Genomic DNA, 15,872 nt, shown 5'->3' on the forward strand with positions numbered 1-15,872 from the left:
ACTTTCTCCAGCTGGATTCAATGATGCAAGATGGCCTGCAGGAACGCTTGTGTGCGAGGTTCCTGAGGTGCGGTAAAAAACGGTTCGGGGATGTTCTGCTCAACAATGCGTCCACTTTCCATGAAGATCACCCGGTCGGCGACCCGACGGGCAAAGCCCATTTCATGAGTGACCACGACCATCGTGACGCCGGAGCGAGCGAGGTTTTGCATGACATCGAGCACCTCACCAACCATTTCCGGGTCCAGCGCCGAAGTCGGTTCGTCGAACAGAATCGCGCGAGGTTCCATCGCCATGGTGCGGGCAATGGCAACACGCTGCTGTTGGCCCCCAGACAATTGGCTCGGGTATTTGTGCGCGTGATCGCCCATGCCGACCTTCATCAATAATTCCTTGGCCCGCGCATGCGCGTCACGCCGACTCAGACCGCGAACACGAATCGGCGCCAGCGACACATTGTCGAGGACAGTGAGGTGCGGATAGAGGTTGAAGCTCTGAAACACCATGCCCACTTCACTGCGTATTGCGCTCAGTCGCGGACCGTTTTCAACCCGCTCACCGGCCACGCGGATATGGCCTTGCTGGTAGTCTTCAAGCAGATTGATGCAACGGATCAAGGTCGATTTTCCCGAGCCGGACGGGCCAAGAATGACCACCACTTCACCTTCTTCTACCTGCAGGTTGATGTCGCTCAACGCTTTGAAATTGCCGTAGTACTTGTCAAGCTTTTCGATGTCGATCAACGTGCTCATGCAGTTTTTCCTCCAGAGGCGTTACGACGTTCAACCCAGCTGACCATTTGCACCAGCGGCAACAGCAGTAACAGATAGAGCAAGGCGGCTCCAACCAGCGGTGTCGGGTTCGCAGCCAGTGCCTGTGCCTGGGTCGCCTGCTTCAGCAAGTCAGGCATCGCTACCACCGAGGCGAGCGCCGTGTCTTTCATGACGTTGATGCAGTTGCTGGTCATGGGCGGCATTACGATGCGGATGGCTTGCGGCAAAACAACGTCGCGCATGGTGTTGAAAAAGCTCATGCCCTGAGAAGCCGATGCTTCGAACTGGCCACGGGGAATGGCCTCGATGCCTGAACGAAAAATCTCCGCGCTGTAGGCGCAGGAAACAAGCGAAAGCGCACTGGCAGCGGCCGCAAAAGAAGACAGTCGGATGCCGACAAAGGGCAGCGCGTAATAGATGAGTACCAGCAAAACCAGCAATGGAATGGAGCGCATGATATCGATGTAGATACGCGCAAGCGCTCGAACGGGGGCGTAGGAGTACAACCGCAGCAATGCCAGCAACAACCCGCCCACCAGGCCCAGGGCGATACTCACCACCCCAAGCAGAATGGTCACGCCCAGACCGCGCATCATCAGCGGAAGTGAATCGACGAGCACGTTCCAGTTAAAAAACGTCTGCAAAAGATCCATGGGATACCTCGGTCAATACAAGTGGCGAACGGGTGTCGCCACTTTGACGCATTATCGGCAGGGCTTACTTGAGGACAGCGGTCACTTTCATGGTGCTCGAATCTTTATCGGCATCGGCGCCGAACCACTGTTTATGGATTTTCCCCAAGGAACCGTCTTCTTTCATCTTGCTGATAATGTCGTTGACCTGATCGCTCATCGCCCAGCCTTTGGCGTGCATCAGCGAGTAACGCTCACCGGTAGGGATCCGAGCAACGATGGTGTATTGCGGCTTGTCCTTGATGTAGTAGAGCACTGCCGGAATGTCGCTGACGTAGCCATCGATTCGTCCGGATGCCAGATCGAGCATGGCGGGCGATAGTCCTTCATAACGCGAGACATCGGCAAACTTGTACTCATCCTTGTGTTGGTTAATCCACATGTCACCCGTCGAGCCGGTATCGACACCCACCACCTTGTCGTTCATGTCGGCCAGGCTCTTGACCTTGGAAGTGGTCAGTGCGGTGAGCGACTGGTCGCTGTCGAAGTAAGGCTGCGCAAAGGCTACCGACTCCAGGCGTTTGGGGGTAATGGTGATTGAGGAGATTGCGATATCGACACGTTTGGATTGCACGGCGCTGAACAGGCCGTTGAAGGGAATATTGACGAACTCGACGCTTTTTCCGGCGCGTTTGGCCACCTCTTTTACGACATCGACTTCGAAGCCGACAAACTCACCTTTGGAATCCTGAAACTCCCAGGGTACGTTGCCAACGTTAGCACCTACGGTCCAGTCCGCGGCCCAGGCTGGCAGTGAAACTGCGGCCGTCATGAACAATCCCAACATCACTTTCGCTTTCATGTTTGCTCCCGATTGATTGTTTTTGTAGGTGCTAACAGCGGTTGATCTCGTACAACGTGGGATTGAGATTAAGCCAGTGGAGTATTTATTTCAATACCATTTGTCTATGATTTTTTTGCTCCATAGCCGGTTTCCGCTTTACCCAAAGATCACGAGCAAATATGAGTTTTCAGGAAGATCGCGTTTGCCGGATGGCGAGGACTGCGTCTCTGTGGCGAGGGGGCTTGCCCCCGTTGGGTCGCGAAGCGGCCCCAAAAAGATGGGCCTGCTGCGCAGTCCAACGGGGGCAAGCCCCCTCGCCACAGGGCAGCGGTTATACAGACGGTTCGATTTTATCCAGCACTCCGTTCGCCGTGATTTCCGCCACCATGATGCTGTTTGAAATACCCAGCAGGGCGTAGCGGGCCTCCCCCTCCAGATGATCCACCAAGTGATGGACCATCACGTCGAGCGAGGCCAGTGTCTCGACCAGAAATACTGCCAGGGTTTCGGCTGTGGCTTTCGGGTCCACGGAAAACAGGGTACTGCGGGTTCGCGGTTTGGCTTTGATATCGGCGTTCGACGGGAAGTGGAAGTTGAGGGCACGTTCGGCGGCCTCGTTGAGTTTTTTTGAATCGGGTTCGTACGGGGACACTGGATCGGTGTCGGGTGGATTGGGTGTTACCTTGAACATAGTTGCAAACTCCCTGAATGGAGCCTCAACCACTTCGCGACTAAACGAAGGGGTGGCGGCTGTGCGCAGGTTAGTCGACCGGGGGAGTTAGCAAAACCGGCGCGCCCGAGGGCGCCCTGCGCACAACCACCATTAAGCACAGGACTGAAATGCCTGACTGAATGACGCGCTATGCATCTTACTAACAATCTCGGGCGACTAAACCCGATCACTGATGAGCAGTGACGGGAATCAAGTTACCGAGAGCCCCCAAGACACACAAGCCGGCGGATTCTGTCTTACCCGTAGGCGTTGGCGCAAGGCGTTGTAGCCTCTTGCTGGTAACCGAAAGCTTCACTTAAACACTGGCGATTTTTCTTGTTTAAGTGAGGCCGCTTGTTCACCGTTGATCTGCGCTCGGCCGCAACCCACTTCAAGATCCCTCTCCCCTGCTTTCTTGCCCAATACGTGATGAGTGCGCAGCAGAAAATGCGACAGCGCAGGAATCAGGATCAGCGCGCCGAGCATGTTCCACAGGAACATGAAGGTCAGCAGGATGCCCATGTCGGCCTGGAACTTGATTGGCGACCACGCCCAGCACACCACGCCCGCCGCGAGGGTGATGCCGACCAGGCCGACGACCCGGCCGGTGAACGACACCGCGTTGCGGTAAGCCTGGGACAGCGACAACCCTTGGCGCTGGAACTGCAGCTGGACGCTGAGCAGGTACAACGCGTAGTCGACGCCAATGCCGACGCCCAATGCGATCACCGGCAGGGTCGCGACTTTCACGCCGATCCCCATCGCCACCATCAAGGCCTCACAGAGGATCGACGTCAGCACCAGCGGCAGCAGCGCCACCAGTGTTGCGCGCCAGCTGCGGAAGGTGATCAGGCAGAACAGCGTCACCGCTGCGTACACATACAACAGCATGGTGTGGTTCGCCTCACGCACCACGATGTTGGTCGCGGCTTCGATCCCGGCGCTACCGGCAGCGAGCAGGAACTGGCGATCCTCGGTGCTGTTTTCCTTGGCGAACTGGTCGGCGATGGCGACCACGGCGTCGAGGGTTTCGGCCTTGTGATCCTTGAGGAAGGCAATCACCGGCATCAGCGAGCAATCGGTGTTGAACAGCTCCGGGGAGTTGACCGAGGCTTGCTGCGCGGCGTAGTTGAGCACGTCCTGGTTGCGCTGGATGCTGTTGAGTTTGGGGTTGCCCTCGTAGGTCCCGGCAGTAATTTGCCGGACCGCGTTGACCAGCGAGGCTGTGGCCTGCACCCCCGGATTCTGTTGCAGCTCCCAAGCCAGCCGGTCAGCCAGCACCAACGTCTTGTAGTTCAGGCAACCTTCCGGCGCGGTCTTGATCATCACCGCGAACAGGTCGCTGGACAGTGCGTAATGCTGGGTGATGTAGGTGTTGTCGCGGTTGTAGCGCGAGTCCGCCCGCAGTTCCGGGGCGCCGCTGTCGAGGTCGCCGATCTTCAGGTGCTGGCTCACCGCAAAACCACCGATGCCCAGCAAGGCTGCCACCACAACGGCGCCAGTGGCCCACTTGGCTGTGGTGAAGCGATCCAGCTTGTCCCAGAGTTTGCCAAACCCTTTATGCGCGGCGGCCCGCGTATCGATTTTCAAGGCGCGCTCGGCGGCTTTTGCACCGACGCCGACGTAGGACAGCGCCACCGGCATCAGCAGCAGCGAGGTGAAAATCAACACGGCGACACCGATGCTGGCGGTGATTGCCAGGTCCTGGATCACTGGAATGTCGATCAGCATCAACACCGCAAAACCCACGGCGTCGGCCAACAGTGCGGTGACGCCGGCGATGAACAGACGGCGGAAGGTATAGCGTGCGGCAATCAGTTTGTGGGTGCCGCGGGCGATGTCCTGCATGATGCCGTTCATCTTCTGCGCGGCGTGGGACACGCCGATGGCGAAGATCAGGAACGGCACCAGCACCGAGTACGGGTCGATGGCGTAACCCAGCCAGGCGACGATGCCCAGTTGCCAGACCACCGCAATCAGCGAGCAGCCGACCACCAGCAAGGTGCTGCGCACGCAGCGGGTGTAGGCGTAGATGATCACCAGCGAAGTGATCACGGCCAGGCCGAAGAACATCATCACCTGAATCAGGCCGTCGATCAGGTCGCCCATCAGTTTGGCGAAGCCGATCACCCGGACTTTGTAGTGACCTTTACCTTCAGCGCCGGATTTGCGCGCCGCACTGTCTCCGGCGTATTCGATCTTGTCGCGCAACTGCTCTTCGAGCATCCGCGAAAACTGATGGTAATTAATGCTCTGACCGGTGGCCGAGGCTTTGTCCAACAGCGGCACGACCAGCATGCTGGACTTGAAATCGCTGGCGACCAGGCTGCCGACGATCCCGGCGCGGGAGATATTCTGGCGCAGTTGTTCGATGTCCGAAGGTGAACCCTGATAACTGTCGGGCATCACCGGGCCACCCTGGAAGCCTTCCTCGGTGACTTCGGTCCAGCGCACGGCGGGTGTCCACAGAGACTTCATCCAGGCGCGATCGACGCCTTCAGTGAGGAACAGTTCGTCGTTGACCTTCTTGAGCACATTCAAATAGTCGGGGTCGAAGATGTCGCCCTGGGTGTTTTCCACCACCACCCGTACCGAGTTACCCAGACCACGCAGCGACTGGCGATTTTCGAGGAAATTCTGGATGTACGGCTGACTCTGCGGAATCATTTTTTCGAAGCTGGGACGCAGCTCCAGACGGGTGGCCGCCATGTAGCCCAGCACCAGAGTCGCCAGGGTCATGAGCACGATGAACAGCGGGCGGTAGTTGAACACCAGCCGCTCCAGCAGGTTGCCGGAGCGCCGATCAAAGTCGCGCAGATCGCGGATCACCGGCATGTTGTCTTGCTTGGTAGTGGCCATGTCTGGGTACTCGCTCTGGATCTTATTGTTATTGAAGGGACAGCGTGCGCACGCCACGATTGCCGACCAGCACCAGCGCGCCATCGGCGCTCAGGGCAGCACCGGCCACCGGTGACGGGTTCTGTTGCGGCATCAGTTGCAACCGGGCGTTGTCGGACTGATCAACCAGCATGTGCCCCGCCTGGGTGAACAGCCGATAGTGACCTTGGGCGTCAATCGCGGCAGCGGTGACACTGATTTGCAGGCCGGTATCGAACGGCTTCCAGCTCAATCCGCCGTCGGTGCTGCGTAAGGCATTACCGCGCAGGCCGAAGACGACGACTTCGCCAGGCTTGCCGAGCACGCCGAAGAAGCTGCCCTGATACGGCGTGTTCAAGGCGGCAAAACGCTGATGCGCGTCGTCCCATTTCAACACCAGGCCTTGCTCGCCGACGATGTACAGCGCGTCGCCGGTCGAGGTGATGGCGTTCAAGTGAAAGTTCTGCGGGTTGTCGGTGCGGTCCTGAAAAGGTGTCCAGCTCTGGCCACCGTCTTCGGTGCGCAAGATCAGGTTGAACACACCGACCACGTAACCGACTTTGTCGTCGGCGAACCAGACGTCAAGCAAGGGTTTGTCGGCACCCTCCTCGACCAGCCGCTGACCTTCACTAACCCGCAGCGACCATTGTTCGTTGGCCGGCTCGGCATTCGCCAGCGCCGCATAATGTTTGATCAGCAACGCGCCGATCTCACGACCGTCCAATTGCTTTGTCCAGGTCACGCCAGCGTCGCTGCTGTGCAGAATCACGCCGTCATTGCCCACCGCCCAGCCTTGTTCTGGGGAAGGAAAGTACACAGCGTTGAGGTCGCTGCTGACCGGTACGCTGGACTGCTGCCATTGCTGGCCGGCATCGTCGGAATAAAGAATGTGGCCACGCTGCCCGACCGCGACCAGACGCTGTCCGGCATTCGCAACGTCGAGCAAAGGGCTGCGCACCGCCAACGCACTGGGCTTGGCGGGCAGGTCCAGCACATCAACGTACCCTGAGGCTTGCGCAAGCGTTTGCCATACCACCAGCATCAGCGGCGCAAGCGTTTTGAATAAACACATGGTGCGTCCTCTTGCCAAAGCTGAAGCCGGCGCTCTACCGCTGCCGGCCCAGACTTTTGTTGTGCGTTACTTAGCGAACGCCATTACCGGCCAACGCATCAGGCGACCACTGCGACTTGGAGAGCGGCGCGATGTATTTGATGCCGCCATAAGCGCCCGACAAACCATTGATGTTGTAGGTCCCGCCAATCAGGTCATAGATCACGTGCGGCGTAGTGTTGGGTGTCGTCGCATCGTAGCTTTGCGAAAGGAAGCTGAAGGAACCACGGTACAACTGGCCACGGGCATCGTACTGGTCAGACGCCAGAGCCACCCAGCTGTCCTCATCCAGATAGAAGCGACGCTTGGCGTAGACGTGACGGGCACCGGCCTTGAGCGTGCCCTCCACCACCCACACCCGATGTTTCTCCCAGCGCACGAATTGCGGTGCCAGGTGGTTCGGGGTGGTCAGGGCTTTCGGATCCTTGAGGTAGCTCAGCGCGTAGGCGTTGTACGGCACGATCATTTCCTGCTTGCCGACCAGTTTCCAGTCATAGCGATCCAGCGCACCGTTGAAGACATACACGTCATCATAGGTGCCCGACCCTGCGGTGCCCGGATTGGGCGTGTCGTAGGCCAATGTCGGTGCCAGTTTCACGCGACGCTGCCCTGGCAAGTACTGCCAGGCACGACGCGCCTGCTCCAGCGGATTGGCCGAGTCCTTGAGCAGGATCGCCTCGCCCGCACGACGTGCCGGGCCGGTGTAAAACAAGCGAGTCTGAAAGTAGGTGTCCTTGCCATCGATGACCTTGTTCGGCTCTTCGAAGATGGGAAAGGAGTTGACCACCTCACCGCTGGTGGCCAGGCTCTGCGTGCCGGAGGAGTCGACGTTCCAGGAATCATATTTGGTGGAATAGGCGACGCCCTGATAACGCAGCAGGTGGTTCCACATGGCCTCAGCCCCCGACTGCGGGATCGGGAACGGCACGCCAGGCAACACGTTCTCGATGGCATTGCCACCTTCCAGCGACTTGGCGCCGGTGGCGTTTTTCAAGGTGTTATCCAGCACACCTTGTGGCAGCGCCACGCTGCGGTGGGTCGGGTAAACGTCAACACGGAAACTCGGGAAACGCTTGGCCAGTTCGACGGTGACGGCGGTCAGTTGATCCTTGTACTGAGCGACATTCTTGCCATCGATCACCAGCAGCGGCTTTTCGTTGGCATAGGGATCGGGGCGGAAGGTGTCACCCGTTTTAAAACCCGCCGGGGCAGTGGTCAGCCCGCCGGTATAGGCCGGAATGGAGCCATCGGCGTTCCCGGCTTTATCAGCGCCGACGGCGGTCAGGCTGCTCCCCAGTTTGGCGGCGTCGGCGGCAGGTACGGCGGCCTGGACCAGGCCGGCGAAAGCCAGCGCAACCGAGGCGGTCAACAGATTGTGCATGCATTTCATTTTGTCGTTCTCCTGATTGGGTTTTAAGCAATCGCAAATCAGAAAGTGGTCTTGAAGGTGGCCGTGACCATCCCGCGATCCTTGAGTTGGGCCGGGGTTCCGCCGAACGCGGTGGTCTGGCCGGGTACGCAGTTGTACTGGCCGTTGGCACCCGGTGCCGCGCCGTCTCCTTGACTGCCAGCGTTGCCTGGCGAACTGCAGGTGTCGAATGGACCGAAGTTGTCCACGTATTTCAGGTCGAAGCGGTATTGGTTGTGCACGTCCATGCCGACCCCAACCGAATAACTACCGGAGTCTTCATTACCGCCCAGTTGCACGGCAGAGTTGCCGTTGAGGCCGACGTTGTAGGTCATCGGCAGGTACATATCGATGCCGGGAAACACCTGGTACCAGGTCGGGTTGAAGTTGACGCCGAGGATGTAGTTGTCCTTGGTGACCTTGTCGGTGCCGTGGTACCAGTCTTCGCCCTTGAACAGTTGCTTGTTCTCGGTCACGTCCAGCCAGCGGCTGTACCCGAGCTCAACCAGCAATGAAGAGCTGTCCCAGACCGGTGTCTTGCCAAACGTGGCCAGGCCGTTAAGCACCGCGTGCACGGTGTTGCCGCGGGCCACGCCGTTCTCGCCGTTGAAGCTGCCAATGAAGCCGGGCACGTTGGCGGCGGCCGCAGCCGGGCTGACAGTGCCTGGTACGCTGGCCAGGGGCATGTTCTCGCGGTAGTTCAGGTCGAAACCGACGCTGACGTCGCCGACGTTTTTCGACAGGCTGATGCCATAGATGTCGATGTCATCGACGTAGAACTGGTTGTAGCTGCCGATGTTGCCGGAGATCAATTGGGCAGGACCGACAGCGGTCGGCTGCAGCACCAGGTTGGGCAGAATGTCGGAGGTTTTGCGGTAGTAGAGACCGAGCGTGCCGTCCAGCCACTCCGGGCTCCACTTGGCCATCAAACCGAAGTCTCCGTGCTTGTCCGGGGTGAAGGTATGGCCATTGCTCAAGCGCAGGAACTGGTTCGCACCGAGCGGCCCAGGCGTACCAAAACGCGGATTCAAGCCACCGATCAGCGACAGGTTGTGCCCGCCGTTCTGGATGCCGTCATTGAAGCCCAGATAGGTACCGGACTCCGGCAGGCGCGAAGCGTCCCAGTCGAGGAAGTATTGTGCACCGAGGGTCAGCTCCGGGTTGACCGTGAAGTTCACGGACAGTTGATTACGCGGGATGAACAGTTCCTTGGCTTCGGTGCCGGGTACCGCCAGGGCCTTGGAAATATCCAGGCCGGACTGGCCGTAGCTGTTGCCGTGGGCAAAGGCCAGGACACTTTCGCCCCAGTATTGCGTGTGCTTGCCGAGCTTGCCGCTGAGGATCGAATCCTCGCCGACTTCGGTACTGCCGAAGACGAAGGCATCGAGGATCTCGGCCGACGGCCCGTTGTAGTAGCGATCGGCGTAACCGCTGATATGGCGTGAATCCGGCACCCCGTTGTTGATCTGGTTGGTGGCCGCGTTGTCACTGCCGACATTGTCATAGGCATGGTCGTACCAACTGTTGGTACTGACGCGAAAACCTGCCTTCTTTTTGTAGCTCACGTCCAGTTCGGACAGCACATCCAGACGCTGGGCCACCGCACTTCCGGAGGAGAAGTTACGGTTGCCGTCGTTGTTGTTCCACGCGTTCGCCAACTTGCTGTTGGGACTTTCGACCCGCTGGGCATAGTTGAACTTGAACGTGTTGTCGAAACGCACCGTCCAGTCTTCATTGCCGGTGTCGAATTCGAAGGCGTGCGCCGTTGGCCACGCCGCGACCAACAACGCCGAAGCCAGCAGAGTTGGCTCCCAGACACTCACCACCGATTTTTTGTTTATACGCATACATTGGCTCCGATTTTTTTGTTGTTGTTTTTATGTTTATGAAAAAACATGTGGCCACCCGATTCGGGCGCGACAGTGCTCACCACTCTTAGCCCCATCAGGGGAGCGTTCGATTCATTCAAAGTGATCCATTCACTACCGCCGGCGTCAGCACACCCCTCGGTAATGAACGACCAGACTCAACTTCCGAGTCGTATCAACAGCAACACCAGCCCCAGCAAGAACACGGTTTCACCGACCATCAACACAATGGGCTTGAGCCCCACCGTGGCCAGTTCCTTCAACTGGATTTTCATCCCCAGCGCACTGATGGCGATCACCAGGCACCAACTCGACAATTGATTGCCCAGGGCCTGCACCGCAGAAGGCAGCCAACCCAGACTGGTGATCGTCGCCAAGGCAATAAAGGCCACGGCAAACCACGGCAACAAGGGCGGTTTCTTACCGGTCCCTTGCCCGCCCTGGGCACGGGTAATCAACACCGCACAAACGATGACCGGCAGCAGCATGGCGATGCGCATCAGTTTCACCACTGTGGCGGTGTCGCCGATGTCATGCGACATGCTGTACCCGGCGCCGACCACTTGGGCGACGTCGTGGATCGTGGCGCCGAGAAACACCCCGGCTTGCAGCGGGTCCAGACCGAGCGCCCGGGCAATCACCGGATACAGAATCATCGCCAGGGTCGACAACGCGGACACGCCAATGACCGTGAACAGCGTCGCGCGCTCCTTGGCATGATGGGCAGGCAGCGCGGCGGCCAATGCCAGTGCCGCGGACGCCCCGCAAATCGCCGTGGCGCCGCCGGACAACAGGCCGAACAACACGTTGAAGCCCAGGGCCCGCGCCGCCAGCATGGACACCACAATGGTGACCACCACCGACACGACCACGATCAGCACCGGGTGCCAACCGAGCGCCACGATCTGCTCGAGGGAGATGCGCAGGCCCAGCAAGGCAACCCCGACACGCAGCACTTCACGGGCGCTGAAATCGATACCCGGTTTGCTCGGCCCCGCCGCCAGAAAGTTCATGGCCATGCCGAGCAAAAGCGCCAACAGCATCACTGGCGCGTGGTACTGGTCCGCCAGAAACCGCGCCGCAATAGCGACCACGATGCTGGCCAGGACACCCGGCAGGTACTGACTGACAACCGACTGAAACTGAATGACGGCGGATCTGGACATACGTTAAACCTTGATACCCATGGCGGGTGCTGCACAGGTGCTTTCACGCTTGATACGCGCGGCCATGAAAAAGAAAAACCCGCCCAACACCAACGCCAGAATGTCGCTGACCAGCAACACATGGGTCAGCGGCGAGGCAACCCCGGCCACGGTCAACGCGTCGCTGATCCAGCCCACAAAGAACGTGCCGAGCGCCACCGAAAAAAGGTTCAGCAAGAGCATCGAGCAACCCATGACCGTCGAACGCATGCGCACCGGGACGGCTCCCTGAATCGCCGTGGTCGCGGAACCGTAAAGCGACATCAACATGAAAATGCCGACGGCCATCCCCACGTAGAACAGCGGTGAATCGCCGGGTACCAGGCGGTAGGCAATCATGAACGGCGCGCACACCAGCATCAGCAACATCAGCACACTGGCATGGCCGCCCTTGAACCGAGGCGCCAGGCGATCACTCAAAATGCCACCGGCCAACGCGCCCAACGAGCCGAAAACAATCTGCATGACGCCCATGGTCATGGCGATATGAGCCGGGTCCAGCCCTTTCTCCCGCACAATCCAGAGTTGCGCGAACGAAATGCCCGGATAGACCAGGTGCGCCAGCACAAAACCGATAACGGTGTAACGCACGACACGGTTGCTGCGCAGCTCACCGAACACCTCGGCCAACTGAGTCTTGAGCGGTGCGCCACGCTCCTGCACCGCATCGCTGCTGCGTTTGTCGCTCATCAACATCAACGGTAAACCGATGACAACCCCGCAGATACCCAGCACATAGAACGTTGTGCGCCAGCCATGAGCGGCGCCCAGCGTACCCGCCAACAAAAAGCTGCAACCAATACCCAGCGGAATGCCGAGGTAGAACAATCCCACCGCAGTGCCCCGACGCTTCTCGGAGAACAGCTCCATCAGCAACGCCGTGGCGGCGGGCACCAATGCCGCTTCACCGGTGGCCACCAGAAAGCGTGCGACCACCATCTGTTCGAAGTTCTGGACAAAACCGGAGGCCACCGTGCAGGCGCTCCAGACGAGCATCCCTGCGCCGATCACCCGTGGCCGGCTGTGACGATCCGCCAGCGCCCCGAGGAATACCGCCATCACGCCATAGCTCAGCACCCAGACCGCGCCGACGAGGAAACCGTACTGCGCGTTATTGATCGCCAGCTCGCTGGTGATTTGCGGAGCGAAGCCCAGCAGAATATTTCGGTCCACCTGAGCCAGCAGGTGAATCACCATCAACGTTGCCAAAACGGCGCAAGGACTCTTTTTCCAGAACATCGTCTGTACCTTTGAGTTGTTGTTATGAAGGTAAGGCTGGATGCCGCTCGTCCTGCCAGGACTAGCGCATGGTCCGCCGCTTCGGCCCAAGGGAAAGTGCGGTGATGCGATACGCGTCACCCACCCAGTTGCACAGCAGCGGACGCGTACTGTCCGGCTCGATCACGTCAATCACGCCAAAACGCTCAGCCGTGCGCAGGGGGGACGCCAAGGCCTGGTAATGGGCCTCCAGCTCCTTGCGCCGTGCCAGCGGATCCTCGGCGGCGGCGATGTCCTGCTTGTAGGCCGCCGCGACGCCACCTTCGATCGGGATCGAACCCCACTGGGCCGAAGGCCAGGCAAAACGGTGCGGCAATGCCGTGCCCGTCGGACCGTGCCACGGACTGACCATGGCGCCGGCGAGCCCGACACAGCGGCGCAGGACGATGGTGATGACCGGCACACTGGCCTGCTCGATCGCATGCACCGCCTGCATCGCGGCACCCAAGGTGCCCTGCATTTCGGCTTCTTGCCCGGTCATGACACCCGGCTGGTCGACGAGGAAGATCAGCGGCAGATGAAAGGTGTCGCACAGATCGATGAAGCGGGTCTGCTTGAGCGCCGCCGCACGGGTCAGCGCACCGCCGCCGACGCGCGGGTTGTTGCAGATGATCCCGACCGAATAGCCGTTCATACGGGCAAACGCGGTGATGGTCGACGCGCCGAAATCCGGGGACATCTCGAACAGACTGTCTTTGTCGACCAGCGACTTGAGGATCTTGTGCGGGTTGAAAATCTTGCGCCGGTCATGAGGGATCGCGTCGTTGAGCCACGCGTCGCGGCGACCAGGTGCGTCGGTCACGGCTGCCCGTGCCGGCTGTTCCCAGACATTGCCCGGCAGATACGACAGGAAACGCTTGGCCAGATCCAGGGCCTCGGCGTCGGTGTTGGCCGCCAAGTTGATCATGCCGCTGTGACGATGCACCTGGTCATAACCGCCGAGGTCGTTCTTGTCGATATCAATACCGAATGCCTGCTTCACCACCGGTGGGCCGGCCGCGAACACCTGACTCTGGCCACGCACCATGATCGACAAGTGTGAGGCGGCAACCCGCAACGCACCCAGACCGGCGCACGCACCGTGGGCAATGCCGACCACCGGCACGGCGCCCAACAGAGAAGTGATCGGCAACAGCGCGTAACCCGGAATCTTGGTATGACCGAGCTTGTCGAGCAGCTTCACACTGCCGCCCGCACTGTCGATCATACGGATGATCGGCAGCTTGTATTCCCAGGCGTAACGATCGGCGTAGATCCACTTTTCAGCGACCGCCGCTTCCGACGAACCGCCGCGAATGGTGAAGTCATCGGCCGCCACCACGGTGCGCCGTTGTGCGATGGTGCCCACGCCGACGACCGCCGTGCTCGGGGTGGCGGAAGCAATCTTGCCTTCTGCGGTGTACTTCACGGCGCCGGCGAGGATGCCGAACTCTTCAAAGCTTTCGCTTTCCAGCAGATGGCCAATGCGCTCACGCGCCGTGAGCTTGCCTTGGGCATGATGTTTTTCCACCGCTTCCGGGCCACCCAATGCATAGGCAACTTCCCGACGTGCACGAATGTCGGCGAGCTCCAGCGACCATTCAGGGGCAACAGGCGTGCTCATAATTCATTCCTCTCAAGGCGCGCGAGATAACCATCGCGCAGAATGTTTTTGACGACCTTGCCGGCGTTGTTGCGTGGCAGCGCATCGACGAACTCGATCAGGCGCGGCTTTTTGTAGCCCGCGATCAGCGCCGTGCAGTGATTGCCAAGCGTTTCGCCGTCGACGGCTGCGCCTTCGCGGATCACGACAAACGCTGCAATGCGCTCGCCCCACTCCGCATCGGGCAACCCCAGCACCGCGACTTCGACCACCTGCGGATGGCTTTCCAGCGCATCCTCGACTTCCCGTGCGTAGACGTTGAAGCCACCGGAAATGATCATGTCCTTGTTGCGCCCGACTATATAAAGAAAGCCCTGCGCGTCGAGGTAGCCCAGGTCGCCCGAGTAGTACCAGCCGTCGCGAATCGCTTCGGCTTCCAGGTCGGGACGGCGCCAGAACGCCACCTCACCAATCCCGTCGGTGGCGATGGCGATCTCGCCGATTTCACCTTGTGCCAGCTCCTGGCCGTTGGCATCGCGCACAGTGATCTGCACATTCGCGGTCGGTTTGCCGCAGGAGCGCAGCGCACTTTCTTCAACGTGTTCGTGCGGGTACAACACCGCCAGAGGCTGCACCGCCTCGGTCATTCCATACTGCTGGCGCATCACCGGACCGAACCGCGTGATCGCCCGACGGATCAGGTCGACGGAGGTCGGCGCCGTGCCGTAATGAATGCACTTGAGCGACGACAGATCGGCATCGACACCGCTGTCGAGCGTGTCGAGCAAGCGCGTGAGCATGGTCGGTACGCACATCATTTGCGTGATGCAGTGGCGATCGATTTGCCGCAGCGTTTCCAGTGGCTCGAACTTCTCCAGGATCACGTTGCGCGCCCCACGCAAATAGCAGGGCAGCAAATGGACACCGGCGGCATGGGTCAAGGGACCGACATGCAACATCGCATCGTCCACGCCCAGGCTGTATTCCATGGCGTAGAAGTGGTTGGTCAGGCGTTCGTACCAGCGCTTGACCGTGTAAGTAACGCCCTTCGGTTTGCCGGTGGTGCCCGAGGTATAGGCGATCCGCAGCAACGCATCCGCAGCGACCTGGACATTCGGTGCATGGTCCGGCATCGAAGCGAGCAGTTCGCGGTAATCCAGAACCTGCGGCGCCTGCCAATCAAGTCCGATCACATGACGCAAACTCGCGACGCCGTCGCGAACACCTTCACCGATTTCCCGAAACTCCGGCCCAGCAACCAGCAGGGTGGCGCCAGCGTCCTCAAGAATCGCGATCTGCTCGGCCAACGTGTGCCGCGCATTGAGCGCCACGTAAACCAGACCGGCCTTCTCGACCGCGAAAACGCTCTCGATAGCCTCCGGCGAGTTATTCAGTAAAACCGCCACACGGTCCCCGACCTGCAACCCCAGCGAAATCAGCGCATGAGCCAGACGGTTACTGCCGGTCTCTACATCGTCATACGTCAGGCAGTCGTCCCCGAATATCAGGGCGGTGCGGCCACGGTGCTGTCGAGCGGCCCAACTCAGCATTAATCCTGCGGTACGTTTTTTCGTCATGATCT

General features: G+C 59.8%; 12 protein-coding genes. All 12 read right to left on the reverse strand.

Going from position 1 to position 15,872, the window contains the following annotated elements:
* Positions 1-17: 17 nt before the first annotated feature.
* Positions 18-752, reverse strand: coding sequence for an amino acid ABC transporter ATP-binding protein (locus BK660_RS03550; RefSeq protein WP_123432107.1), 735 nt, complete (start codon positions 750-752; stop codon positions 18-20).
* Complete coding sequence (locus tag BK660_RS03555; RefSeq protein WP_027923846.1) at positions 749-1,426, reverse strand: amino acid ABC transporter permease; 678 nt, start codon at positions 1,424-1,426, stop codon at positions 749-751. The genes BK660_RS03550 and BK660_RS03555 overlap by 4 nt, the downstream gene beginning before the upstream one ends.
* 64 nt (positions 1,427-1,490) lie before the next feature.
* Positions 1,491-2,267: a transporter substrate-binding domain-containing protein gene (locus BK660_RS03560; protein WP_123432108.1), complete on the reverse strand. Its 777-nt coding sequence runs from the start codon at positions 2,265-2,267 to the stop codon at positions 1,491-1,493.
* Between the two features lie 313 nt (positions 2,268-2,580).
* Complete coding sequence (locus BK660_RS03565) at positions 2,581-2,940, reverse strand: DUF6124 family protein (protein ID WP_123432109.1); 360 nt, start codon at positions 2,938-2,940, stop codon at positions 2,581-2,583.
* 333 nt (positions 2,941-3,273) lie between these two features.
* Entirely contained in the window at positions 3,274-5,820 is a 2,547-nt protein-coding gene (locus BK660_RS03570; protein ID WP_259698473.1) for an efflux RND transporter permease subunit, read from the reverse strand.
* A gap of 28 nt (positions 5,821-5,848) precedes the next feature.
* Complete coding sequence (locus BK660_RS03575; protein WP_123432110.1) at positions 5,849-6,910, reverse strand: WD40/YVTN/BNR-like repeat-containing protein; 1,062 nt, start codon at positions 6,908-6,910, stop codon at positions 5,849-5,851.
* A gap of 70 nt (positions 6,911-6,980) precedes the next feature.
* Positions 6,981-8,339 (reverse strand): DUF1329 domain-containing protein, encoded by a 1,359-nt coding sequence (locus BK660_RS03580; RefSeq protein WP_123432111.1) that lies wholly within the window; start codon positions 8,337-8,339, stop codon positions 6,981-6,983.
* A 38-nt stretch (positions 8,340-8,377) separates the two neighbouring features.
* Positions 8,378-10,204: a DUF1302 domain-containing protein gene (locus tag BK660_RS03585; protein ID WP_123432112.1), complete on the reverse strand. Its 1,827-nt coding sequence runs from the start codon at positions 10,202-10,204 to the stop codon at positions 8,378-8,380.
* A 179-nt stretch (positions 10,205-10,383) separates the two neighbouring features.
* Positions 10,384-11,391, reverse strand: coding sequence for a YeiH family protein (locus BK660_RS03590; RefSeq protein WP_123432113.1), 1,008 nt, complete (start codon positions 11,389-11,391; stop codon positions 10,384-10,386).
* A 3-nt stretch (positions 11,392-11,394) separates the two neighbouring features.
* The gene (locus tag BK660_RS03595; RefSeq protein ID WP_221178635.1) at positions 11,395-12,669 is read right to left on the reverse strand and encodes a spinster family MFS transporter; all 1,275 of its coding nucleotides are present in this window, start codon (positions 12,667-12,669) and stop codon (positions 11,395-11,397) included.
* A gap of 61 nt (positions 12,670-12,730) precedes the next feature.
* Positions 12,731-14,311, reverse strand: coding sequence for an acyl-CoA carboxylase subunit beta (locus tag BK660_RS03600; protein WP_123432114.1), 1,581 nt, complete (start codon positions 14,309-14,311; stop codon positions 12,731-12,733).
* Positions 14,308-15,867: a class I adenylate-forming enzyme family protein gene (locus BK660_RS03605; protein WP_123432115.1), complete on the reverse strand. Its 1,560-nt coding sequence runs from the start codon at positions 15,865-15,867 to the stop codon at positions 14,308-14,310. Before BK660_RS03605 ends, BK660_RS03600 begins: the two co-directional genes overlap by 4 nt.
* Between the last annotated feature and the right edge of the window lie 5 nt (positions 15,868-15,872).

This window comes from Pseudomonas brassicacearum, assembly GCF_003732265.1.
Taxonomy (GTDB): Bacteria; Pseudomonadota; Gammaproteobacteria; order Pseudomonadales; family Pseudomonadaceae; genus Aquipseudomonas; species Aquipseudomonas brassicacearum_D.